Source organism: Winogradskyella wichelsiae (assembly GCF_013403925.1).
Taxonomy (GTDB): domain Bacteria; phylum Bacteroidota; class Bacteroidia; order Flavobacteriales; family Flavobacteriaceae; genus Winogradskyella; species Winogradskyella wichelsiae.
Window position 1 is genome coordinate 30,187 of sequence record NZ_JABFDJ010000001.1, and the last position, 23,065, is coordinate 53,251.

Consider the following 23,065-nt stretch of genomic DNA (forward strand, 5'->3'; position numbering starts at 1 on the left):
ATGAAAAAAATATTAGTCATAGACAATTACGACAGTTTTACTTATAATCTCGTTCATTATTTAGAAGATTTAGACTGTGAAGTCACCGTTAAACGAAACGATAAATTAACCATCGAAGAAGTCGATGCTTTTGATAAAATTGTATTATCACCAGGACCAGGTATCCCAGATGAAGCAGGCTTATTAAAGCAAATTATAGAAACGTATGCACCTACTAAAAGTATTTTAGGTGTGTGCTTAGGACAACAAGCCATAGCTGAAGTTTTTGGAGGTTCATTAGAAAACTTAGAAAATGTTTATCATGGTGTCGCTACCAACATTACACTTTCTGTTGATGATGAAACTCTATTTAATGACTTAAACAAAACCTTCGAAGTTGGCAGATATCACTCATGGGTTGTTAATAGTAATTTACCTGACGTTTTAGAAGCGACTTCTTTTGACGAAAACGGACAAATAATGTCGCTAAGACATAAAGTTTATGATGTAAAAGGCGTACAATATCATCCTGAATCAGTATTAACACCAGACGGAAAAAAGATTCTTGAGAATTGGGTGAACCAATAAACTTGAAGTAAAAATAATAAAGGAATAAGACAATATAAACAGATAACAGTTTAATTAAAGAACATCTGTTTTAGCAGGAATTAGAATGAAACAAATATTAAATAGACTCATCAACCAAGAAAACATCTCTAGTAAAGAAGCAAAAAACGTCTTGGTTAACATATCAGAAGGAAAATATAACCAAAGTCAAATTGCATCGTTCTTAACCGTTTATATGATGCGAAGTATTACCACCGATGAACTTCGTGGTTTTAGAGACGCTCTTCTAGAATTATGTATTCCTGTAAATTTAGATAATTACGAAACTATTGATTTATGTGGAACTGGAGGTGATGGAAAAGACACTTTTAATATTTCAACCTTATCTTCTTTTGTAACTGCAGGAGCAGGAGTCCACGTTTCAAAACATGGAAATTACGGCGTATCATCAGCATGTGGTTCTTCAAATGTTATGGAATATTTAGGGATTAAATTCAGCAGTGATTCCGACTTTCTAAAACGAAGTATTGATGAAGCAGGAATCTGTGTTTTACACGCCCCATTATTTCACCCTGCCATGAAAAATGTAGCACCAATTAGAAAAGAATTAGGTGTAAAAACATTTTTTAATATGTTAGGTCCAATGGTCAATCCTGCTTTTCCAAAAAATCAAATGGTTGGCGTTTTTAATCTCGAATTATTAAGATTATACAGTTATTTATATCAAGAAACAGATAAAAACTATGCTATTGTCCATGCTTTAGATGGCTATGATGAAATTTCATTAACAGGAAAAACAAAAGTGATTTCTAATACATCTGAAGTTTTATTTGAACCTTCTTATCTAGGCCTTTCACAAATTCAACAATCGGAAATATTTGGAGGAAATAGCGTAAAAATGGCTGCTGAGATTTTTAAAAGCGTCATCAATAACGAAGGAACAGAAGCACAACACAAAGTCGTTTGTGCTAACGCAGGTTTAGCCATTGCAACAGCAAAACAAATTTCTCATAAAGAAGGTTTTGAACTTGCAAAAGAATCTCTTGCTAGTGGAAAAGCAAAACAGAGTTTAGATAAATTAATTGAATTGAGTAAGCAGTAAGCAGTAAGCAGTAAGCAGTAAGCAGTAAGCAGTAAGCAGTAAGCAGTAAGCAGTAAGCAGTAAGCAAAATTTAAAATATAACTTGGGAAGAAAACAAAATTAAGTTAAAATTAATGTCCCAAATTTCGACGCAGTCGGAAAACATCAAAATTCAGAAATAATGAACGAAAGAACGTAGATGCGAGGCGAAGCCTCAAGCACGAAGTTCTGAAAGTGAGTGATGCTTTAGCTATTTCCTAATTTTGATTGTGATTTTTTGGTTCGTTTTGTATCAAGACAAAATGAACAGAATAAAAAATAAAAAGTTAACCTCATAGAGGAAAAGAACATGAACATTCTAGATAAAATTGTATTCGACAAACGTAAAGAAGTTAATTTACGTAAATCATTGATTCCTATTAAACAATTAGAACAGTCTATATTGTTTTCACGAGCAACGTTTTCTTTAGCTGCTAATTTAAGAAACAGCACATCAGGAATTATAGCAGAACATAAAAGGCGTTCACCTTCAAAATCTGTTATTAATCAAAACTTAAATGTACAAGATGTAGCATCTGGTTATGAAAATGCTGGTGTTTGTGGAATGTCTGTTTTAACAGATGCAAAATATTTTGGCGGCTCTTTAGACGATTTATTATTAGCAAGAGCAAGTTCTAATTTACCGCTTTTAAGAAAAGAATTTATTATTGATGAATACCAAATTCTTGAAGCTAAAGCTTACGGTGCCGATGTCATTTTGCTAATTGCAGCAATCTTAACAAGAGCTGAAATTAAACAGTTTTCAGAATTTGCAAAACACTTAAACCTTGATGTTTTATTAGAAGTTCATAACGAAGAAGAATTACACAAGTCTGTAATGCCATCGTTAGATATGCTTGGCGTAAACAATAGAAACCTTAAAACTTTTGAAGTTAGTTTAGACACTTCAAAACAATTAAGTCAATTAATCCCTAATGATTTTGTAAAGGTTTCTGAATCTGGAATTAGCACTATAGAAGCCATTGAAGAATTACAACCTTTTGGTTATAAAGGGTTTTTAATAGGAGAGAATTTTATGAAAACAGATAACCCAGGAAAAAGTGCTACAACATTTATTGAAACATTAAATAAGTAATAATCGTCACTTCGAGTGATTTTAGAAGTACGAAAAAATGATATCAAGAAGAAATAAATAGATTACTGCTTGGGCAAGAACAACAAAAATATAAGGTGTGGTAAAATTCCCGCTTTTGCTAGAATATATGAAACTAAAAATTTGCGGAATGAAATATAAAGACAACCTAGAAGCTGTTGCTAATTTGCAACCCGATTATCTAGGCTTTATATTTTACGAAAAATCAGAACGTAACTTTAATAGTATTATCCCAAAATTATCAAAATCTATAAAAAAGACTGGTGTTTTTGTCAATGAATCATTAGATATTGTTATTAAAAAAATAAAAGAATTCGATTTACAAGCCGTACAATTACATGGTGAAGAATCCCCTGAATATTGTTCTAAATTGAAAGAAAACTGTCAGACTGAACATGGTCTAAGTGACATTGAAATCATCAAAGTTTTCAGTATTAAAGACGAATTCAACTTTAAAGATTTAGCACCTTATGAAACAGTCTGTGATTATTTTCTGTTTGACACTAAAGGAAAATTACCAGGCGGAAATGGTTACACCTTTAACTGGGATGTGCTTAAAAACTATCCTTCAACCAAACCTTATTTTTTAAGCGGTGGTATTGGATTAAATGAAGTTGAAAACGTTTTGTCATTCCTACAAAGCCAGGAATCTAAGCTTTGTTATGCCATCGATGTTAACAGTAAATTTGAACTAGAACCAGGATTGAAGAATATTGAAGGTTTGAAATTATTTAAAGAGAAGTTAGAAGTTAGAAGTTAGAAGTTAGAAGTTAGAAGTTAGAAGTTAGAAGTTAGAAGTTAGAAGTTAGAAGTTAGAAAAATATAAATTGGGAAGAAAACAAAATTTAGTAAAAAGTAATGTCCCAAATTCCGACAGTGTCGGAAACATCAAAATTCAGAAATAATGAGCGAAAGAATGCAGGTGCGAGGCACAGCCTCAAGCACGAAGTTCTGAAAGCGAATGATGCTTTAGCAAATGCTTTGCATTCACGAATTCCTTATTGAAACAATATAAATCAATGAGTAATTCCTAATTTTGATTGTGATTTTTGGTTCGTTTGCATCAAGGCAAATGAACAAGAAAAAAAAAGAAACAGATTGCCACATCACGTAAAAAACGTGATTCGCAATGACGATAATAAAACAATCATGAGTTACAAAATCAACGAAAAAGGATACTACGGAGAATTCGGTGGCGCATACATCCCTGAAATGCTTTATCCGAACGTAGAAGAATTACGTCAGAATTATTTAAAAATCATGGCTGAACCTTCTTTCAAAGAAGAGTTTAATCAACTTTTAAAAGATTATGTGGGGCGTCCTTCCCCCCTCTATTTTGCAAAACGACTTTCCGAAAAATATAATACAAAAGTCTATTTAAAACGAGAAGACCTCAACCATACTGGAGCGCACAAAATCAATAATACTATTGGGCAAATCCTTATGGCAAAACGTCTGGGTAAAAACAGAATTATTGCCGAAACCGGCGCTGGTCAACATGGTGTTGCAACAGCAACCGTTTGTGCTTTAACAGGTATTGAGTGTGTAGTTTATATGGGAGAAATCGACATTGCACGCCAAGCACCAAATGTTGCGAGAATGAAAATGTTAGGCGCTAAAGTGGTACCTGCTTTATCAGGAAGTCGAACTTTAAAAGATGCCACCAATGAAGCTATTAGAGATTGGATTAATAATCCGATAGACACACATTATATTATTGGTTCAGCTATTGGCCCGCACCCTTACCCGGATATGGTAACGCAATTTCAGTCTATAATTTCCGAAGAAATAAAGTGGCAATTAAAAGAAAAAGAAGGTAAAGAAAACCCTGATTACGTTGTGGCATGTATCGGTGGCGGAAGTAATGCTGCAGGAACGTATCATCACTTTTTAGATAATGAAGATGTCGGTATCATTGCTGTAGAAGCTGCAGGAAAAGGAATTCATTCTGGTGAAAGCGCTGCAACTTCTGTATTAGGAAAAGAAGGGATTATTCACGGTTGTAAAACGTTATTAATGCAAACCAATGACGGACAAATTACTGAGCCCTACTCTATTTCCGCAGGATTAGATTACCCAGGTGTTGGTCCTTTACATTCGCATTTATATAAAACAGGTCGTGGTGAATTTTATTCAGCAACAGATGATGAAGCCATGAATTCTGGCTTAGAATTAACCCAATTGGAAGGTATTATTCCGGCTATTGAAAGCTCTCATGCCCTAGCGATTTTTAAACATAAAACTTTTAAACCTAACGATGTTGTAGTAATTAGCTTGTCTGGTCGTGGTGATAAAGATTTACAGAATTATATTGATTATTTTAAGCTTTAAAATATTTTGGGCGTTCCATTTTACCATCTTACAAGCTAAAACTTGAAGAATGGTAAAATGTCAGGCTTTCCACTATATCTTTTTCTTTTTTTTCATTTCTATTGCATTAAATAAAAAACAAAAAGGATGCCGCTTCAATCCTTAACGCAAATTAAGGAATTAAGAATTTAAGTTTTGCATTTGAAATTTTAAGCAATACATTTACAGTGACCAATTTATTTATATCTATAATATGTCCGAAACGGTTTTAGAACTTAAAGATGCTACTATTTATCAAGGTGACAGTATGGTACTGTCTAAGGTAAACTTTGAAATGAAAAAAGGAGATTTCGTGTACCTTATTGGTAAAACAGGAAGCGGAAAAAGTAGTTTTATGAAAACACTTTATGGTGATTTAGAATTAACAGAAGGCGAAGGTTCTATTGTTGATTTTGACTTAAGAACCATGAAAGAGAAAGACATTCCGTTTTTAAGAAGACGATTAGGTGTTGTTTTTCAAGATTTTAAATTATTACCAGACCGTACGATTAACGGAAATTTAGAATTTGTTTTAAAAGCAACAGGTTGGAAAGAAAAAGATAAAATTAAAGACCGTGTAGCAACCGTATTAGACAAGGTTGCTATGAAAACAAAAGGCTTTAAATACCCACATGAGCTTTCTGGTGGAGAACAGCAGCGTATTGCTATTGCTCGTGCTTTATTAAATGATCCTGAGCTAATTTTAGCTGATGAGCCTACCGGAAACTTAGATCCGCAAACCAGCATTGAGGTAATGGAGGTGCTACAAGAAATTAATAAAAATGGAAACACTATCTTAATGGCAACCCACGATTATGCTTTGCTTTTAAAATACCCAAGTAAAACCTTAAAATGTGATGAAAACAAGGTTTTTGAAGTAGTGCAACGTAAAAATTAAGTACAACTATATCAAGGCTTAAAAGTCTAAACTGTTATTGTTGCAATAAAGAGAGGCTGACATGTTATCTATACTTATACCCGTTTACAATTACGATGTACAACCATTGGTTGAAGAAATTCATCAACAGGCAACATCTTGTAAAATTGTATTTGAAATTATAATTATAGATGACTTTTCTACTCAAATGTTATTTGGTGCTAATCAAATTAAGCAGTTATCAAATATTAAATTAATCTTTAATAAGCAAAATATAGGACGAAGTGCTATTCGTAATTTATTAGCAACAGAAGCAACCTACGAAAACTTATTGTTTATTGACGCGGGTACTTTTCCTAAGTCAGAAAAATTCATTTCAAACTATTTAAATACCTTAGAACACAACATAACTGTTGGAGGTATGACTCAAGAAGCATCAGCACCAAAGAAGCCTTATAAATTAAGGTGGCTCTATACCAAAAAGAGAGAAGCTTGTTCTTTTGATGATGAAAATCACAATCCAACATTTACTTCAGCTAACTTTTTAATTAAGAAACCTATTCTTCAATCTCATCCTTTTGATGAAAGTATAAAAAGATATGGGTTTGAAGATTTTATATTTTTCAATAATTTGAAAATTAATGGATATCATCTAAACTTTATCAATAATCCAGTAATCCATGATGCTAAAGAAGATGCTGATACGTATCTATTAAAAACCGAATATGGTCTTAAAAATTTAGTATTACTATCAAATAAAAACAAAGATTTAGTTAGTGAAATAAAAATAGTAGATGCACATACTAAAATAAAGACACTCGGTTTAATTCCTTTAGTTATCCTCATTTATAATATAATTAACCCCATATTGATAAAGAATTTTAACTCATCACATCCTTCGCTATTATTATTCGATTTTTATAAATTGGGCTATTATTGCACATTAATCTCTCATAAAAAATGACACCATTTTTTTCTGTTATAATCCCTTTATATAATAAGGCTAAATTTATAGAAGAAACACTTCAAAGTGTCATTAACCAAGACTTCTTAGATTTTGAAATTATTATTGTTGATGATGGTTCTACAGATCAAAGTATTGAAATCGTCAAACAATTTAAGGATGAAAGAATTGTTTTAATTCAACAAGAAAACAAAGGCGTTTCTGAAGCTAGAAATAATGGAATATCTATTGCTAAAGGACAATTTATCGCTTTAATAGACGCAGATGATTATTGGTATAAGAATCATCTTAATGTATTAAAACAGCAAATAACTCAATTTCCAAATGCGGGATTGTATTGTAATAATTACGAAATTTATCTCGATAAAAACACCAAACGAGATGCTAATTTCAACTTTAATTATGGTACGGACAGCCTAATTGCTAAAGACTTTTTTAGAGGAAATATTATTAACTCAATTGCATGGACATCAGCTGTAGCATTTTCTAAAGATAAATTTGATGCAGTTGGAGGATTCAATATTAATTTAGATACTTCTGAAGATTTAGATTTATGGATAAAGTTTGCTTTAAAATATGAAGTGGCTTTTAATCCGACTATAACAATGGCTTATAAATATTATATCCCTGATAGTTTAACAAAGAAAGAAACCAATTTAATCCGTCTAAATTTCATTAATAGTTATAGCAAAGAAGAAGCGAATAACGCTGCATTAAAGCACTATCTAGATATTAACAGGTATGCCTTAGCAATTAGATGTAAAGTCTTAAAAGAATTTAGTATTTATAAAACTGCGAAGCGCCAGATTTTACTTTCAAACTTAAATTTTAAACAAAAGCTACTTCTCTATTCACCGAGAATTATGCTTGTAGTCCTCAAAAAAATTCAAACGGTATTAATCAAAAACAACATTTACATTTCAGCTTTTAAATAACTTAAAATCGTTGTAATCTCTAATATAATCTTGCTCTTCAAATTCTGTAGAAGCAATTACAAAGCAAACTGAACCTGAAGAAAAATTTTCAATTTCACGCCATATTCCTGTTGGTATATACAATGCTTGGTTTGGTTTATTTAAAGTAATGCGTTTTCTATTTTTACCATCATCAAAAACAACTTCAAAACTACCGCTAAGCGCTATTATTACAGATTCTTGTTTTTTATGTGCGTGTCCTCCTCTATAACTATCGCTAGGTACATCGTATAAATAATAAATACGCTTCATAGAAAATGGAATTATAGTTTTCTCTATAACACCAAGACTTCCACGTTCATCATGAACCTTGGGAATCTTTAATAATTGACAATCTTCTACAGTTTTTCTACTCATTTTCTAATAATTTCAGCCATCCTTTAGCAATGACACTAACGTCTAAATGCTTAACACTAGAGATTGTGTTTTCTTTACACTTATTATATAAATCTTCATCACTCAAAAAAGAATTAAAAGCTTTAGATACGGCTTCTGGTGTATTATTCTCTATTAAAACCCCGTTTATATTATTCTGAATAACCTCACTTGGACCAGAGGGACAATTTACAGAAACAACAGGTGTACCACAAGCCATAGACTCTATAATACTCATAGGAAAACCTTCATAATTACTCGTTAAAACAGTAAATAAAGCATCTTTCACAAAAGGAAAAGGCTCGGGTTGGTAATCCATAAAAATCACATCATCCTCTAAAGAATATTGAGAAACTAAATGTTGAATAATAGCTTTATCATCACCTTTCCCCATTAAAACAAGCTTAATATCCTGAGCTCTTAAACTTGATAACTTATAACTTTCTATCAATAAAGTTAGATTTTTGGCAACTTCTTCAAATCGACCAAAATAAAGAATATACTTATAATCTAATGTTTTTATATTGCTATTAGATTTGGCTGTAATCTCATTTATACTAATCGGATTATGCATGTAATCAACATTTTTAAACCCGTACGTTTCCTTTACGTTCTCCTTTATTTTTTTACTAACACCAATAAATGTGGTGGTCTCTGGATATATGATTTTTGATATATATTTATTTACAGGAAAATAATTTTCTACTTTATAGTTATGCACCATTCCTATAATTTTAGAGTCTTTATAAAATGACCTGTATATAATTAACTCTTTGAGAAATTGTGTTCTCAATCTGTTATCTATAATTATATCAAAATTTTGTTGTTTGAAGTAACGAGATAAGGCCGCTAATTTACTTATTGAACTATGACTTTTTTTAGCTTCTTTTTCTAAATTAAAAAGAGTTCCTGAAAAATCATATTCTACAGCATCATGTGTAATAACAATATGAATATCATAACCTAAACTTGTAAGAATATTAGAAAGAGATGCACCAAAACGCTCTGTACCACCATTACTTAACGAAGATAAAACAATACAAATTTTTAAAGTGTTGAGATTAGCCATTAATTAATACCTTTGAAACAAATGTAATTATTAATAATGAAAATCTTACTCATTGGGGAGTATAATAGAGCCCACAGAAACATTAAAAAAGGTTTAGAATCTTTGGGGCACGAGGCTATTGTAATAAGTACTACTGATGGTTTTAAAAAAGTAGATGTTGATATAGAAATTAAAGAATATTTTAATTCTCCAATACTCAATAAGGTTCGTATTTTAATTTTTAAACTCACAAAAATCAATCTCTTATCCGAATTAATATTACAGCAAATAAAATCGAGAAAAAAGGAACTTTCGGGCTACGACATCATTCAATTAATAAATGAATCTCCCTTTAATATTGAGGCAAAGAGTCATATAAAAATTTTAAATTGGCTGCAACCACGAAACAATGCTAAGTTCTTTTTATTATCATGCGGGTTAGATTACCCTAGTGTATCTTATGCTCACGACAAACGTTTTAGATATTCTATTTTAACTCCTTATTTTGAAGGCAAAGTCCCTAAAAAAGATCACTCTTTAGGCCTAAGGTATATGAGTCCGAGCTTCAAAATGCTAAATCGTTATATCTATCAAAAAATTGAAGGTGTAATCTCTAACGATATGGATTATTACATTCCTTTAGAAAATCATCCAAAACATTTAGGAATGATTCCTCATGCCATTGACTTAAGTGAGTTAACTTACAAAACACCTATTATTGAAGATAAAATAATTATTTTTCATGGTATTAACAGCGCTAATTATTACAAAAAAGGAAATGATCTCTTTGAAGCCGCTTTAGCTATTATAGCGCATAAATATGAAGATAAAGTAGAAATTATCATTGCACAAGACCTACCGTACAAAGACTACATTATAAGTTTTGATAAAGCACATATTTTATTAGATCAAGTTTATGCCTACGACCAAGGTTATAATGCTTTAGAAGCTATGGCTAAAGGAAAAGTGGTCCTTACTGGTGCAGAACAAGAATGGTTAGACTATTTTAATATAAAAGAAGATACTGTGGCTATAAATGCTTTACCTTATGCTAAAAAAATAGCACAAAAGCTAGAATGGCTAATCTTGAATCCTGAAAAAATAATTGAAATATCAGCACAAGGACGAAAATTTGTAGAAGAACATCACGATCATATATCTTGCGCCAAACAATATTTGAAAATATGGAACTTTAACTCTTAAATATTATTCACTTTTATTAGAACTATAATAACCTCTAATAACAAAAGCGACCATTATAAAGTAAATGATGTAACGTACAAAATGTGCAATTACAACCCCTTCTGTTCCATAATATTGAATAAATATTTTTGATAGCACAAAGAACAGCCCTAAAGAAACTATTTCTGTTATTACGAAACTCTTAACCAAACGCTTAGCCAAGAATTGATGAGATAAAACTAACGCTCCCAATCTAATAAAATCTCCTAATAATTGCCATTTAAATAAAGGCTCCATTCCTGAAAAATCAGGATATATAATTTGAATTATAAAGTTTCTTAGGAAATAAACAAGAATCATTCCTAATCCAAAAATGGGTAAAATGGTCTTATAAATATTAAACACTTCAATTTTAAAATCATGCTTATTGTGAATACTAGCAAACTTAGGTAGCACGTATAAAGTAAATAAACCTGTTGCAAATACCATATAATTTTTAGAAATAAAAGTAACAGCTGTCCAATAGCCCGCTTCATTGATATTAATTTCCTCGGATACTAATGTTCTAATATTAAGCTCGATATAATTCAACAAAAAGGTTGATATAAAAGACATTAATGTGAATGCCAACAATTTATTTTTATAAATTAAATCGAGTTTTAACGACTTGAATTTAACATACGTATTTAAGGTTTTTCCAAATACAAAAACCAAAACTATCAATTGAATAACAGGTGCTACAATTATAGCTATTAGTACGCCATTTAATTCTGAAGTATAAACACCAATAACAAGAGCAATAGTTGCTAAGATGTAACTAATTAATTCAACTTTAGCATAACGTTTATAATCAGATAGTCCACTAATTACAGCATTTACAATACGACCAATAGCTACAAAAGGAATAATTACAGCCAAAAGTTGAAAAACAAAAATGTAATCTTGGGAATCGTATAAGTAATCAGATAAAAATGATGCTCCAAAAAATAATACCGCTGAAGAAATTAAAGAACCTATAATTCCAAAAACAGTAACGGTAGAAAATAGTTTTGAAAGCTCTGACTGATCATTTTTAAATTCAGCGATATATTTTACAAGTCCATTAAACGTTCCAAGTGTAGAAGTACTCGTTATCATCGCAATTACATTACGCAACTGACCTATACTTGCAATACCGACTTCACCAACAGTAACTGCAAGTAAACGTTGTATGAAAGCGGATACAATTAATCGAATGGTTATGACTACAGCGTTTAATGATGTAATCTTAAGAACGGTATTAGAACTAATAAATTTTGGTAGTTTCACTTATCTATTTTTAATAACCATCTATTTCCTCTTCTGGAATTACACCAAACAAAGAACTACTAAAGAGTAATACTATTATTCCGAAGTACATAAAATAACTTAAACAATGTCCCATTACAGCACCTTTGAGTCCAAATTCATCGATAAGATAAATGCTAGAAAAATACATAATTACAAATAGAAAAACTTCTAAAATTAAAAAATGAGTAAACATCTTTTTAGCTAAAAACTGATAAGCTATCACCATAGAAAGTACGCGTGCAATATCTCCTAATATTTGATACCCAAATAAATCTTCAACGGGTCTAAAATCTTCTGTAAACAATATATTTATGAGTAAAGACCTACTGAAATAAATAATAAGGACTAGAACTAAAAATGCTGGCATCATCGTTTTATAAAAACTAAAGACTTCTTTTCTAAATTCTAATCTTGAATTAATTTCTGAGAATCTTGGCAAAATATAAAGTGCCATCATCGAATTAAAAAACATTAAATAATAATCTGAAATACGTGTCATAGCAGTCCAATAACCTGCAGACTTCAGACCTATTTCTTCTATCAGATAATTTCTAATTATAATCGTTACTATTGGCAGAGCAATTGCACCGACCAAAGCCATTATCATATAAGGACTTAGTTTGTTTAAAACTGATAGACTAATTTTTGTGATTTTAACAGATGCCATTAAATTTCTTCTAAAGGCAATACCAACAAGAGTAATTGATAAATTAAGAGCTGGTGTAATCACCATGGCCAATAATGCACCATTAATATTTTCTTGATGTATTAAAAGTAATGTGACCAAAAGCCCCATTATTTGACCTAAAATATTAATTAATAATAAATATTTATGCTTAGAAAAACCATTCATGATGGAAAATGTAAACATATTTAAAGCATAAAAAGGCAACACTATAGCTAACGTTTCAATAATATATACATAGTTGTAATTTTCAGTGAAAATTATATCATTGATTAATTCTGCATTATAATAGCATAAAAAGGCCAAAAGCATTGATGAGAAAAAACCTAAGTAAAATACCGTTGATAAGGTTTTGGATAACTCAACACTATCATCCTTAACTTGACTTACAAATTTAACTACCCCCTTGTAAAGTCCGGATATGGATAAAGATTGCAGCGCCCTTAAAAAATTACGTAAATTTCCTAATAGCGCCATTCCTTGTGGACCTATATAAACAGCTATGAATTTAGAAATTAAAATTCCAGCTATAATTTTAATACTAATATTAGCCATATTTAAATTGGCTGCTTTTACTAAAACTTCACTGTTTATATAATTAAAAAACTTTTTCAATTAGTAGTTATTTATAACGTCTATAACTGTCTGAACCTCTTTATCATTCAACACAGGACTTATAGGCAAACTTAAAATTCTTTTATGAATCTTTTCCGTTAATCTAAGATTAAAATGAGAGAAAGACCTTAGCGCCTCTTGTTTATGAGGTGGTATAGGATAGTGAATTAACCACTCTATTTTATGCTGTGTAAGGTAGTTTGAAAAATCTGTTCTATTCTCTACTTCAATAACAAAAGCATAAAATATATGATTTTCGGAACCATCATAAAAGGGTAATTTTATTTTTGAATTTTTAATACCTTCTAAATAACTCTTTGCAATTATTCTGCGACGTTGATTATCTTTATCTAAAGTCTTTAGCTTAATACTTAGAAAAGCCGCTTGTATATCATCTAAACGACTATTGTAACCTATAATTTTGTTAGTGTATTTTTTTTCACTTCCGTAGTTACGCAATAATTTAATGATCGCTACTAATTCAGAATCATTAGTGGTTACAGCTCCTCCATCACCAAGTGCACCTAGATTTTTACTGGGATAAAAGCTAAATGCTGCTGCGTCTGAAAGATTTCCGGCTTTACAAGCATTAAAACTAGAAATAGCTCCATGTGCTTGGGCTGCATCTTCTATTAAAAGTAAATTAAAATCTTTTGCTACCTGTTGTAAGCCTTCTACATCTGCTAATTGTCCATAAAGATGCACCATAATAATCGCTTTAGCATCTATATATATAGATTTGTCTTCAGCTATAGATATATTATAAGTATTTGTATTAGGTTCTACTAAAACAGGAACTAGCTCTGCATGTAGAACGGACAAAATAGTCGCTATAAATGTATTTGCAGGCACAATTACTTTATCTCCTTTCTTTAATTTACCAAGCTCTATATAGCCTTTTAATATTAAAGTTAATGCATCTAAGCCGTTAGCAGTACCAATACAAAACTTAGTGCCACAATACGCACTAAATTCATTTTCAAAGTTAGTTACGTTTTTACCCAGAACAAAATAGGCATCATCTAGAGATTTAGAAAATGAAGTATGAAATTCATCTCGAAAACGATTGTTGATTTTATGTATATCTAAAAACTTAATCATACCAATATATCCTCTAATAATTTAAAGTTTTCAGTTGCTACGTTATAAAACCCTTGCGAAATAGAGCGCGCACCAAAACCTTCTTTCCAAAATAATAAGCCTTGGTTTATTTGCTGTCCTTGATTAATGTTAGACGTTCCAAAATCATAATATAACTTATCCTTAAATACATTTTCTATAAGATGATGATGTAAAAAATCTAAACTCCCTAACTCATTTTTATCTGCATTGCCCGAAATATATTGGCAATGTGCTACATTTTTGGTTTCAAAAATAGTAGTTCCTGCAACTATTTTATCATTAAGGTATACGTTAAACTGTCTAATATTATTTGGAAATCGCGATTTTAAAAGTGTTATTTCTTCTAAATTGTGAACGGGCTTTACTCCGTGTTTATGCTCTAAATTTGGAATTAGAATCTCATTCCAAAACAAATCACATGTTAGAGACTCTTCAACTTTTAATTCAAACTTATTCGCTCTTTTAACGCCTTCTTTCCTACTATTAGAATACTTTTTATATTTTAAATCTACAACCGAATGTAAATCTGTTCTAATCAATTCAGCCTTAGTTTTAAATAACACATACGCTATAGGATGATTAGTTATGTTGTGTAAATATATAACAGGAAGCTCCTTAAAAGTGATATTAGTAATTTCATTTTGATGTAAAAACTCTAAGGCAACCCTAAATAACTCTATATATTCTGTGGTTTTAATTGTGTTTAGACATATAAAGCCACCATAACTCAACCCTTGATGAGAATATAAAGAATGCTCCACTCTATTTGCTGGTAATAAAGCAACGAGCTTATTTTTTTTATAAATTATTAGAGAAAAATCTTGAAACCGATCACTATGGTAATCCATAAAATCTCTTTGAAACAAAAAGGTATCTTGGTTACTTTTTAGCGAAAAATTATTCCAGATTTCTTTATCTGAAGAGTTATATATTTTGACTTTATAATCTGACATCAATCAAAAATAATTCTAATTTTGAATTAAGCGATCAATGAGTGAAGAAAATTTCTTAGATCCTTTTTTATTGAGGTGATCTGCATCGTAAAAATCCTCTGCGGTAAACGCTTCATCATCCATAAAATTATAATAAGTACAGTTTTTATACTTATTATTCATTTTTTTACCTGTGTTAATAATCGTTTCTAATTGAGAATCATTTAAATTATCCCTATAACTTTTATACGCAGGTAAGGTAACGAGAACGACTTTGACACCTTTATCGTCACATAATTGAACTAGCTTATCTAAAAAAAGTATATTCTCATTGACTAAAGCATCAGATGCTATTGTATGTTTTTTTGCCGCATATAATCCTAAATCATCTATTGTTCCGTTTGCATGTTCATTTTCAAAAAAGGCCCAACCCGACTTTTTTACGGTTATCATTTTCTCATCATTTAAATAATATGCTTTAAGTTGAGATAAGTTATTTTTAAGCTTTACACTTAAAACTTCACTTTTATATTTTAATTTATTAGAGACATTTAAATCATAATACAGATTGTAGTCTTTTAATCGCCATGCTTCTGCTCCCACACCTAATTGTTCGTATAAAGTCGTATATGATAATCTTAGCACTACAGTTTCTAACTCTGGTAATATTTTAATATACTTTTTAAGCATTAGATAATCGAGATCTATGGTTTCTGAAACATGACCCAAATTATAAGCGCTTTGCGTGAAATATTCAGGATTCATACCATACATACTGTGTGAACTTCCTAAGATTAAGGTTTTAACATCATCCTTTTGCAATTCTATTTCAGAATTTTTAAAGCTATAATCATTGGGAATATGTCTTAAAGTTATTTCTAATATTACAATAAGAATTAAAATAGGAATTAAGAACGCTAAAAACTGTTTTATAAATTTTTTCATACCTAGAATTGAAAGTAGATAAACTGTTGTTCTTCTCCATTAAAGTAAAATATTAAAAATACAATTGTATAATAAAACATTACTCTATAAGATCGTTTCGATTTATTAAATATGTTTTCAAGCGCATGCTCTTTATCTCTCCCAAACCATTCTACAACAAATGACAACAGGATTAGCATAAACAATACTAAAGCTTGACTATTGCTTGAAAACTGAGGCAATTGAAACAAGGTTACAGAAAATAAATTCTTCAAATAATCTACCGCAATAGTTAACGAGTCTGCTCTAAAAAATATACGAGCAAAAATTAAAAACAAAAAGGTATGAAACATCCCAAAAAGTTCTTTCTTATTAGGAAACAAACGATTCTCTGCAACAATTGAAGTGTATTTTGTGTTCTTTCCTCTAATAATATAGGGTACAAAATGTAAGGCATTTATTAATCCGTAAACAACAAATTTCCAATGTGCGCCATGCCATAAACCAATAACCATAAAAATGGCAAAGGTATTTCTTAATTGCATCCATTTACTTCCTCTACTTCCTCCTATCGGAATGTAAAAATAATCTTTAAACCAAGTGGTTAACGATATATGCCAATGCCTCCAAAATTCGGCTATGTTTCTTGCAAAATAAGGATATGCAAAATTCTTCTTCAAATTAAAACCAAACAATCTTGAGACACCAATTGCAATATCTGAATATCCTGAAAAATCACAATAGATCTGAATAGAAAAGAGAAAAGCAGCAAAAAACAATGTACTTCCCGAGTAATCGCCATAATTCTCAAAAACATCATTTACAAAAAATGCACAATTATCTGCAATAACCATTTTCTTAAAAAGTCCCCAAAGAATCTGTTTTAGTCCATCGGTTGCCTTTTCATAATTAAAAATTCTTCGTTTCTGTATTTGAGGTAAAAAGTTTGATGCTCTCTCAATAGGACCAGCCACTAATTGTGGAAAGAAGCAGATAAAAGAGGCAAATGCAATAATATCTTTAGTTGGCTTTATTTTATCTCGATAAATATCTATAGAATAGCTCATGGTCTGAAACGTATAGAAACTAATCCCAATGGGTAAAATAATATTAAGGTAATTAAGATCTATATCTCTTCCAAAAAGCATAAATGCTTCATTAAAATTTTCAATAAAAAAATTATAATATTTAAAGAAGCCAAGGATCCCTAAATTGAGTAAAACACTCAACGTAACCAGGTATTTTTTATGACGCTTTATTAAAGTTTTCTCTATTGCTAAACCAAAACAAAAATCAATACATGTACTTAGAATTATTAAGCCTAAAAAGCGCCAATCCCACCATGCGTAGAACACATAACTAGCAACTAATAATAATACATTCTGACTTTTTAAAGCTTTAAAAACAAACCAATAGAGTACAAATACAATAGGAAGGAAAATTGCAAAATCTATGGAATTGAATAGCATTAATTTGTTTTAATAGAAATAAATCGGTGTAAGATAAAATAGATTGCGTTATAATACTAATAAATAAAAAAAGAGAGATACTTTACAGCATCTCTCTTTTCAATAATATTTATAAAAAACGTTGATCTAAAACTTGTTACGCTTACGATCTGCTTCTTTTAAGTAAATTTTACGTAATCTTAAGTGATTAGGTGTAACTTCTACATACTCATCTTTCTGAATATATTCTAAAGCTTCTTCTAAAGAGAATTTAATAGCTGGTACAATCTTAGCTTTATCATCTGCTCCAGAACTACGTACATTACTCTGCTTTTTAGCTTTTGTAATGTTTACAGACATATCATCTTGACGAGAGTTCTCTCCAATTACTTGACCTTCATAGATGTTTTCACCTGGCTCAACAAAGAACTTACCTCTATCTTGTAATTTATCAATTGAATAAGGAATCGCTGTTCCGTTCTCCATAGAGATTAATGATCCAGAAATACGTCCAGGAATATCACCTTTATAAGGTTGGTATTCTTTAAAACGGTGTGCCATAATTGCTTCTCCTGCAGTAGCTGTTAATAATTGGTTACGTAAACCAATAATACCACGAGAAGGAATCATAAACTCACAAATCATACGCTCTCCTTTAGTAACCATACTTAATAACTCACCTTTACGCTTTGTTACAAATTCTACAGCTTTACCAGAAACCGTTTCAGGAAGATCAATTGTTAATTCTTCAATTGGTTCACATTTAACACCATCAATTTCTTTAAGGATTACTTGTGGTTGTCCAATTTGTAATTCATATCCTTCACGACGCATCGTTTCGATTAATACCGATAAGTGTAATACACCACGACCAAAAACCATAAACTTATCTGCCGTTTCAGTTTCACCTAAACGTAGCGCTAAGTTTTTCTCTAATTCTCTTTCTAAACGATCCTTAATATGACGAGATGTTACAAACTTACCGTCTTTACCAAAGAAAGGTGAATCGTTAATTGTAAATAACATACTCATTGTAGGCTCATCTATAGCAATAGATTTTAAACCTTCAGGATTATCTATATCTGAAATTGTATCTCCAATCTCAAAACCTTCAATACCTACAAGTGCACAGATATCTCCAGTCTCAACGCTTTGAACTCTCTTACGGCCTAATCCTTCAAAAATAAAGACTTCTTTAACTCTACTTTTTGTAACAGTACCATCTCTTTTTACAAGGGCTATTTGTTGTCCTTCTACAAGGGTTCCTCTTTGTAATCTACCAATCGCAATACGACCTGTAAAAGAAGAGAAATCTAAAGATGTAATTAACATTTGAGTTGTTCCTTCATCAAAAACAGGTGTTGGAACATGCTCAATAACCATATCTAATAATGGTTCAACATTTGTAGTTTCGTTTCTCCAATCATCACTCATCCAGTTGTTCTTTGCAGAACCATAAACTGTTGGAAAATCTAACTGCCACTCTTCAGCACCAAGTTCAAACATTAGATCGAAAACTTTTTCATGTACTTCATCAGGAGTACAGTTTTCTTTATCCACTTTATTAACAACTACACAAGGCTTTAAACCTAAGTCAATTGCCTTTTGCAATACAAAACGTGTTTGTGGCATAGGACCTTCAAAAGCATCTACTAACAACACAACACCATCTGCCATATTTAAAACACGCTCTACTTCACCACCGAAATCGGCGTGACCAGGTGTATCAATAATATTAATCTTAGTGTCTTTATAAATAACAGAAACGTTCTTAGAAGTAATAGTAATTCCTCTTTCACGTTCTAAATCATTATTATCAAGGATTAAATCTCCTGTGTTTTCGTTATCACGAAATAATTGACAATGGTACATGATCTTATCAACCAAAGTCGTTTTTCCGTGGTCAACGTGTGCAATAATTGCGATATTTTTAATCTTAGTCATAACTAGTGCTGATTTTAAGCGTGCAAATGTACATCATAATTTACTTTTTCCATTAATAATGTGTTATAATTTTGCTTATACAGCGACTAAGGCCATATATTAAGGTAATTAATTGATTTTCAAATTCAATTATAAACCTATAAATGCCCTGATTTTTTAAAAAAAATACTTTTATTAGAATACATTATTAATGTAAAAACGTCAATTTTCACCTTTAAAAACAAAACAGATGACATCTTTAAATAAATACATTAAACTTATTCCATATCTCTATTTTTTATCACTGATATTTTATTGGTTCATTGATTTTAATAAAAGTAATAATCTAACAGCTTATCCAATCTTATTATTTGGTATTCCATTTGTGTGGCAGCTTATTAGACCTAGTAGAAAGTTAAATTTTTCATTAGGTATTATTTTTGTATGTCTTTCATCTTATTTAATACTGGCTTATTTTTTCAATTTACTTAATATTATCGATTGGACAGAGTCTTCGCAAAAACTATTATTATATGGTGGTTTTTTTGTTTTAAGCAACTTTATTATGTCACTTTGGATAATTCGAAACAGTATGAGAAAGACATTTTAAACAATTACAAAAATCTAAAAACTAAATTATAGGATTCACAATTAAATTCAACAATCATAATTGTATCTTTGCAGCCTAATAATTTTTAAGTCTATAGCTTTGATCACAATTCCAAAATTAAAACATACCGATTCTAATAATTTTTTTCTACTATGTGGACCTTGTGCCATAGAAGGTGAAGACATGGCTTTACGCATCGCTGAAAAAGTCATAAAAATTACTGATAAACTTGAAATTCCTTACATATTTAAAGGGAGCTTTAAAAAAGCAAATAGAAGTAGAATTGATAGTTTTACAGGTATTGGTGATGAAAAAGCTTTAAAAATTCTTAGAAAAGTTTCTGAAACATTTGGTGTTCCTACTGTTACAGATATTCATGAAGTTTCTGATGCTGCTATGGCTGCTGAATATGTAGATGTATTACAAATTCCTGCTTTCTTAGTAAGGCAAACTGACTTAGTCGTTGCTGCTGCAAAAACAGGAAAAGTGGTCAACTTGAAAAAAGGACAATTTATGAGTCCTGAAGCCATGAAGCATGCGGTACAAAAAGTGAAAGATGCAGGTAATGAACAAGCTTGGATTACAGATCGCGGAACGATGTTTGGCTACCAAGATATGATCGTAGACTTTAGAGGCATCCCAACGATGCGCGCATTTGCACCAACAGTTTTAGACGTTACCCACTCATTACAACAACCTAATCAAAGTATTGGTGTTACAGGCGGCAGACCAGATATGATTGAAACTATTGCTAGAGCTGGAATTGTAAATAATGTAGATGGTTTATTTATCGAAACACATTTTGATCCTGCAAATGCAAAAAGTGATGGTGCCAACATGTTACATCTAGATAATTTAGAAGGGCTTCTAACTAATCTTGTAGCGATTAGAAAAACCATTAATTCATTATAAATTTATAAATTATTGTAAGTACGCCGGAAGACTGACGTCTACTAGTTCCTTTACGGATATTTCTTATGAACTACTTTAACAGAATCCTAAGTATCGGATTCACGCTTTTTTGCACCATTGTATATAGCCAGACAGAACAAACACTGAAATACACAACATCAAATAAAGGTAAATTCTTTGTGAGTTGGGGAGGAAATAGAGGTGCATATTCTAAATCAGATATTCGTTTTAAGGGTGATAATTATGATTTCACTATAAGCGAAGCTACGGCCAAAGACAAACCAAAAGGTTGGCATATCGATTACGTTAATCCTACGAGGATGACAATTCCTCAAACCAATGCTAAATTGGGTTATTTTATTTCTGATCATTACACCGTTTCTTTGGGATTAGACCACATGAAATATGTAATGAATAGAAACAGAGACAGAACTGTAAATGGTTATATTGACTTGCCTGACAGCGAACTTGGAAGTATCTATAATGGTGATTTTAATAATGAAAGCGTATTTATTTCGGAAGATTTCTTAAAATTCGAACATACGGATGGTCTAAACTACATCTATACCGAAATTGCGAGATACGATGATATTTCGTCTCTATTTGGTATAAATAACACGGATATATTTCAAGTTAATTTAACTGAAGGTATTGGTGGTGGTGTCTTATTTCCTAAAACAAATGCCACATTATTACAAAAAGATAGATATGACGAGTTTCATCTTGCAGGTTATGGTTTATCTGCAAACCTTGGAGTGAACCTAACCTTCCTCAAATACTTTTTTGTGCAATTAAATGCCAAAGGAGGTTATATAAATATGAATGATATTAGAACTACAGGTGACACAGCTGACCATGCAGAACAAAGTTTTTACTTTTTTCAGCGCGTAGTTTCTTTTGGTAGCATCTTTAGATTATAAAATATGATACAAATAAGACCTGCAGTAGTAGAAGATATTCCTGAAATCACTTCTATTTTTAGAAATACAATTACTCACATTAATTCTAAACATTATTCTGAGAAACAAATTACAGTTTGGGCGTCTGGAGCAGATAACGTTGACGAATGGGAAAAACGAATAAATAAATTCTATTTTATAATTGCAGAAATTGACAATAATATTGTTGGCTTTGCCTATTTAAAAAATGGAAACTATATAGAGGGCTTATTTGTTCATAAAGATTTTCAGCGTCAAGGAATTGGTTCTAAATTACTACGAATAATAGAATCTCAAGTTATGATGAATGATTTTGAAATTATAAAATCAGACGTAAGCAAAACAGCATTGCCTTTTTTTGACAACAAATATTTTAACGTTATCAAAAAACTAAAGAAAAACTTAAAAGGCGTTATGTTAGAAAATTACCTTGTAGAAAAACAAATGTAATTCTATTCTTCTTTTACAAATACCTTTACACCTGCTTTAATTTCTAAATCAATATAATTGGCACTTGGTACAATTGGACAGGAAAACTTATCATCGTAAGCACAATACGGATTGTAAGCAGAGTTAAAATCTATTTCAATTATATTCTCTTTTGGTATATCTAAATCAATATAACGTCCACCTCCATAGCTTAAAAAACCATTAGTATTATCCATAAATGGCAAAAACAAATAGTTTTCAAAACCTTCTGTTTGCATTAATTCTTCACCTTGATAAAGGTTTAACTGAAACGATTTCCCTTTTATTTCAAAAGTTACAATACCAAAAACACGCTCTTTAGATAAGCGATCTGTAGTTGTTTTCATTTGAAACCATTCTGTATTTGGCGTTCGCTTTAATTCTGCTTGCACTAAAAACGTAGAATCGTAAGGAAAGAAATCTAGACCTTCAAACGTTTTAATATCTTTCTTTTTTAAAGGTGATTTTGAAGCGTCTTTAAAATCTTCATTCATCTTTTTTTGAAATGGAGTTAGATCTGTTGCAACCCTTTTTTTATTTTGAACACAGCTTGCAAGTAAGATAATTGTCAATAAAACGACTAAAATTCGCATAAGGCTTATTTTTAAAA

General features: G+C 30.8%; 22 protein-coding genes. 12 read left to right on the top strand and 10 right to left on the bottom strand.

The window, feature by feature from the left end; translation table 11 throughout:
- The 8 genes from HM985_RS00150 to HM985_RS00185 all read left to right on the top strand — a co-directional run bounded on the left by HM985_RS00150 (nt 1) and on the right by HM985_RS00185 (nt 7,905).
- A complete protein-coding gene (locus tag HM985_RS00150) occupies nt 1-567 on the top strand; it encodes an anthranilate synthase component II (RefSeq protein ID WP_179374293.1) in 567 nt (188 codons plus the stop codon).
- Nucleotides 568-652: 85 nt separating this feature from the next.
- A complete protein-coding gene (gene trpD / locus HM985_RS00155) occupies nt 653-1,648 on the top strand; it encodes an anthranilate phosphoribosyltransferase (RefSeq protein WP_179374294.1) in 996 nt (331 codons plus the stop codon).
- A gap of 328 nt (nt 1,649-1,976) precedes the next feature.
- Nucleotides 1,977-2,762 carry an indole-3-glycerol phosphate synthase TrpC gene (gene trpC / locus HM985_RS00160; protein ID WP_179374295.1) on the top strand — a complete coding sequence of 262 codons (786 nt, stop codon included), beginning with the start codon at nt 1,977-1,979 and terminating at the stop codon, nt 2,760-2,762.
- 127 nt (nt 2,763-2,889) lie between these two features.
- Nucleotides 2,890-3,540, top strand: coding sequence for a phosphoribosylanthranilate isomerase (locus HM985_RS00165; RefSeq protein WP_179374296.1), 651 nt, complete (start codon nt 2,890-2,892; stop codon nt 3,538-3,540).
- 389 nt (nt 3,541-3,929) lie between these two features.
- A complete protein-coding gene (gene trpB, locus HM985_RS00170; protein ID WP_179374297.1) occupies nt 3,930-5,111 on the top strand; it encodes a tryptophan synthase subunit beta in 1,182 nt (393 codons plus the stop codon).
- 232 nt (nt 5,112-5,343) lie between these two features.
- Nucleotides 5,344-6,027 carry a cell division ATP-binding protein FtsE gene (locus tag HM985_RS00175; RefSeq protein WP_179314624.1) on the top strand — a complete coding sequence of 228 codons (684 nt, stop codon included), beginning with the start codon at nt 5,344-5,346 and terminating at the stop codon, nt 6,025-6,027.
- Between the two features lie 61 nt (nt 6,028-6,088).
- Nucleotides 6,089-6,970, top strand: coding sequence for a glycosyltransferase family 2 protein (locus HM985_RS00180; protein ID WP_179374298.1), 882 nt, complete (start codon nt 6,089-6,091; stop codon nt 6,968-6,970).
- On the top strand, nt 6,967-7,905 hold the full coding sequence (locus HM985_RS00185) for a glycosyltransferase family 2 protein (protein WP_179374299.1): 939 nt from the start codon (nt 6,967-6,969) through the stop codon (nt 7,903-7,905). The genes HM985_RS00180 and HM985_RS00185 overlap by 4 nt, the downstream gene beginning before the upstream one ends.
- Here HM985_RS00185 and HM985_RS00190 read toward each other — a convergent pair.
- Together HM985_RS00190 and HM985_RS00195 are read right to left on the bottom strand one after the other, a co-directional pair.
- Nucleotides 7,891-8,301: a sugar 3,4-ketoisomerase gene (locus HM985_RS00190; protein ID WP_173588909.1), complete on the bottom strand. Its 411-nt coding sequence runs from the start codon at nt 8,299-8,301 to the stop codon at nt 7,891-7,893. The genes HM985_RS00185 and HM985_RS00190 overlap by 15 nt on opposite strands.
- The gene (locus tag HM985_RS00195) at nt 8,294-9,388 is read right to left on the bottom strand and encodes a glycosyltransferase (RefSeq protein ID WP_179374300.1); all 1,095 of its coding nucleotides are present in this window, start codon (nt 9,386-9,388) and stop codon (nt 8,294-8,296) included. Before HM985_RS00195 ends, HM985_RS00190 begins: the two co-directional genes overlap by 8 nt.
- A 36-nt stretch (nt 9,389-9,424) precedes the next feature.
- Here HM985_RS00195 and HM985_RS00200 point away from each other — a divergent pair, with 36 nt between their 5' ends.
- Nucleotides 9,425-10,570: a glycosyltransferase family protein gene (locus HM985_RS00200; protein ID WP_179374301.1), complete on the top strand. Its 1,146-nt coding sequence runs from the start codon at nt 9,425-9,427 to the stop codon at nt 10,568-10,570.
- Nucleotides 10,571-10,573: 3 nt separating this feature from the next.
- On the opposite strand, the gene HM985_RS00205 is transcribed toward HM985_RS00200, so the two are convergent.
- From HM985_RS00205 to typA, 7 genes are all read right to left on the bottom strand, one after another.
- A complete protein-coding gene (locus HM985_RS00205) occupies nt 10,574-11,857 on the bottom strand; it encodes an O-antigen translocase (protein ID WP_179374302.1) in 1,284 nt (427 codons plus the stop codon).
- A 10-nt stretch (nt 11,858-11,867) separates the two neighbouring features.
- A complete protein-coding gene (locus HM985_RS00210) occupies nt 11,868-13,178 on the bottom strand; it encodes an O-antigen translocase (protein WP_179374303.1) in 1,311 nt (436 codons plus the stop codon).
- Entirely contained in the window at nt 13,179-14,279 is a 1,101-nt protein-coding gene (locus tag HM985_RS00215; protein ID WP_179374304.1) for a DegT/DnrJ/EryC1/StrS family aminotransferase, read from the bottom strand. It lies immediately after the preceding gene.
- Nucleotides 14,276-15,253: a GNAT family N-acetyltransferase gene (locus HM985_RS00220; protein WP_179374305.1), complete on the bottom strand. Its 978-nt coding sequence runs from the start codon at nt 15,251-15,253 to the stop codon at nt 14,276-14,278. The genes HM985_RS00215 and HM985_RS00220 overlap by 4 nt, the downstream gene beginning before the upstream one ends.
- A 15-nt stretch (nt 15,254-15,268) precedes the next feature.
- Nucleotides 15,269-16,177 carry a hypothetical protein gene (locus HM985_RS00225; RefSeq protein WP_179374306.1) on the bottom strand — a complete coding sequence of 303 codons (909 nt, stop codon included), beginning with the start codon at nt 16,175-16,177 and terminating at the stop codon, nt 15,269-15,271.
- A 2-nt stretch (nt 16,178-16,179) separates the two neighbouring features.
- A complete protein-coding gene (locus HM985_RS00230) occupies nt 16,180-17,625 on the bottom strand; it encodes an MBOAT family O-acyltransferase (protein WP_179374307.1) in 1,446 nt (481 codons plus the stop codon).
- A gap of 126 nt (nt 17,626-17,751) precedes the next feature.
- The gene (gene typA / locus HM985_RS00235) at nt 17,752-19,548 is read right to left on the bottom strand and encodes a translational GTPase TypA (RefSeq protein ID WP_179374308.1); all 1,797 of its coding nucleotides are present in this window, start codon (nt 19,546-19,548) and stop codon (nt 17,752-17,754) included.
- Between the two features lie 682 nt (nt 19,549-20,230).
- On the opposite strand from typA, the gene kdsA reads away from it, so the two are divergent.
- From kdsA to HM985_RS00250, 3 genes are all read left to right on the top strand, one after another.
- Nucleotides 20,231-21,049, top strand: coding sequence for a 3-deoxy-8-phosphooctulonate synthase (gene kdsA / locus HM985_RS00240; protein WP_179374926.1), 819 nt, complete (start codon nt 20,231-20,233; stop codon nt 21,047-21,049).
- 65 nt (nt 21,050-21,114) lie between these two features.
- Nucleotides 21,115-21,969 (top strand): hypothetical protein, encoded by an 855-nt coding sequence (locus HM985_RS00245; protein ID WP_179374309.1) that lies wholly within the window; start codon nt 21,115-21,117, stop codon nt 21,967-21,969.
- Nucleotides 21,970-21,972: 3 nt separating this feature from the next.
- A complete protein-coding gene (locus HM985_RS00250; protein WP_179374310.1) occupies nt 21,973-22,437 on the top strand; it encodes a GNAT family N-acetyltransferase in 465 nt (154 codons plus the stop codon).
- A 2-nt stretch (nt 22,438-22,439) separates the two neighbouring features.
- Here HM985_RS00250 and HM985_RS00255 read toward each other — a convergent pair whose 3' ends face one another.
- Entirely contained in the window at nt 22,440-23,048 is a 609-nt protein-coding gene (locus HM985_RS00255) for a DUF1684 domain-containing protein (protein ID WP_179374311.1), read from the bottom strand.
- Between the last annotated feature and the right edge of the window lie 17 nt (nt 23,049-23,065).

What these genes read in the sequence shown, in the direction of transcription:
- HM985_RS00230 (WP_179374307.1), bottom strand. Translation starts at nt 17,625, where the DNA reads ATGCTATTCAATTCCATAGATTTTGCAATTTTCCTTCCTATTGTATTT.
- HM985_RS00195 (WP_179374300.1), bottom strand. Translation starts at nt 9,388, where the DNA reads ATGGCTAATCTCAACACTTTAAAAATTTGTATTGTTTTATCTTCGTTA.
- typA (WP_179374308.1), bottom strand. Translation starts at nt 19,548, where the DNA reads ATGACTAAGATTAAAAATATCGCAATTATTGCACACGTTGACCACGGA.
- HM985_RS00190 (WP_173588909.1), bottom strand. Translation starts at nt 8,301, where the DNA reads ATGAGTAGAAAAACTGTAGAAGATTGTCAATTATTAAAGATTCCCAAG.
- trpC (WP_179374295.1), top strand. Translation starts at nt 1,977, where the DNA reads ATGAACATTCTAGATAAAATTGTATTCGACAAACGTAAAGAAGTTAAT.
- trpB (WP_179374297.1), top strand. Translation starts at nt 3,930, where the DNA reads ATGAGTTACAAAATCAACGAAAAAGGATACTACGGAGAATTCGGTGGC.
- HM985_RS00225 (WP_179374306.1), bottom strand. Translation starts at nt 16,177, where the DNA reads ATGAAAAAATTTATAAAACAGTTTTTAGCGTTCTTAATTCCTATTTTA.
- trpD (WP_179374294.1), top strand. Translation starts at nt 653, where the DNA reads ATGAAACAAATATTAAATAGACTCATCAACCAAGAAAACATCTCTAGT.
- HM985_RS00220 (WP_179374305.1), bottom strand. Translation starts at nt 15,253, where the DNA reads ATGTCAGATTATAAAGTCAAAATATATAACTCTTCAGATAAAGAAATC.
- HM985_RS00175 (WP_179314624.1), top strand. Translation starts at nt 5,344, where the DNA reads ATGTCCGAAACGGTTTTAGAACTTAAAGATGCTACTATTTATCAAGGT.
- HM985_RS00215 (WP_179374304.1), bottom strand. Translation starts at nt 14,279, where the DNA reads ATGATTAAGTTTTTAGATATACATAAAATCAACAATCGTTTTCGAGAT.
- HM985_RS00165 (WP_179374296.1), top strand. Translation starts at nt 2,890, where the DNA reads ATGAAACTAAAAATTTGCGGAATGAAATATAAAGACAACCTAGAAGCT.
- HM985_RS00200 (WP_179374301.1), top strand. Translation starts at nt 9,425, where the DNA reads ATGAAAATCTTACTCATTGGGGAGTATAATAGAGCCCACAGAAACATT.
- HM985_RS00180 (WP_179374298.1), top strand. Translation starts at nt 6,089, where the DNA reads ATGTTATCTATACTTATACCCGTTTACAATTACGATGTACAACCATTG.
- HM985_RS00255 (WP_179374311.1), bottom strand. Translation starts at nt 23,048, where the DNA reads ATGCGAATTTTAGTCGTTTTATTGACAATTATCTTACTTGCAAGCTGT.
- HM985_RS00245 (WP_179374309.1), top strand. Translation starts at nt 21,115, where the DNA reads ATGAACTACTTTAACAGAATCCTAAGTATCGGATTCACGCTTTTTTGC.
- HM985_RS00250 (WP_179374310.1), top strand. Translation starts at nt 21,973, where the DNA reads ATGATACAAATAAGACCTGCAGTAGTAGAAGATATTCCTGAAATCACT.
- HM985_RS00185 (WP_179374299.1), top strand. Translation starts at nt 6,967, where the DNA reads ATGACACCATTTTTTTCTGTTATAATCCCTTTATATAATAAGGCTAAA.
- HM985_RS00150 (WP_179374293.1), top strand. Translation starts at nt 1, where the DNA reads ATGAAAAAAATATTAGTCATAGACAATTACGACAGTTTTACTTATAAT.